Source organism: Herbiconiux daphne, from assembly GCF_024979295.1.
Lineage (GTDB): Bacteria > Actinomycetota > Actinomycetes > Actinomycetales > Microbacteriaceae > Herbiconiux > Herbiconiux daphnes.
Map to the genome: position 1 here is coordinate 1 of NZ_JANLCJ010000758.1, position 534 is coordinate 534.

The 534-nt window shown below is 40.8% G+C and carries 1 protein-coding gene; it reads left to right on the forward strand.

From position 1 onward, the window contains the following. Positions 1–356 (forward strand): cell wall hydrolase (locus N1032_RS27535; protein WP_259543911.1); only part of this gene is annotated, 356 nt, incomplete at its 5' end. Positions 357–534: the final 178 nt, after the last annotated feature.

The window sequence follows — 534 nt, forward strand, 5'->3', positions numbered from 1 at the left end:
CGGTAACCGGATTCTGTTGTCTGTGGACACGGTTTATTACCACCTCCACAGTCTACAGTTTCCAGTTACCGTATCAGGAAACTGGAGTGATTTACCAAAGTGGGCAATTTGATTGGACTCGAAAGCATAGACATTATACTCTCGAAGACCTTCAACGTGCTCAAAAAATAATGACTAATCGTTATGAACGTGGTCAAGGTTCTTCACCTCAAAAGTGGAGAATGGCTATGGAAATAGCAGAGAGGTCATTACAACAAGGGTATCAACCAAAGAACAATTATTTATATTTCCGCGCTAGTGGTGGTAAGAATAAGTTTTATGGTAATGCCAAACACTTTAAACGTATACGTCATTAACGGAGAACTAAATGACTATCGCTTTATCCTCTATCCTTGCTGATGTTCTGAAGAAAGAAGGTGGTCTGCTGAATGTTGCTCAGAAAGACCTGAAAACAATTCGTCAGAATATGCGTATTGCTCGTCAGGTTCGTAACATTGTTGCGGCACAACTGAAAGAGCTTAAAGCCAAACAGCG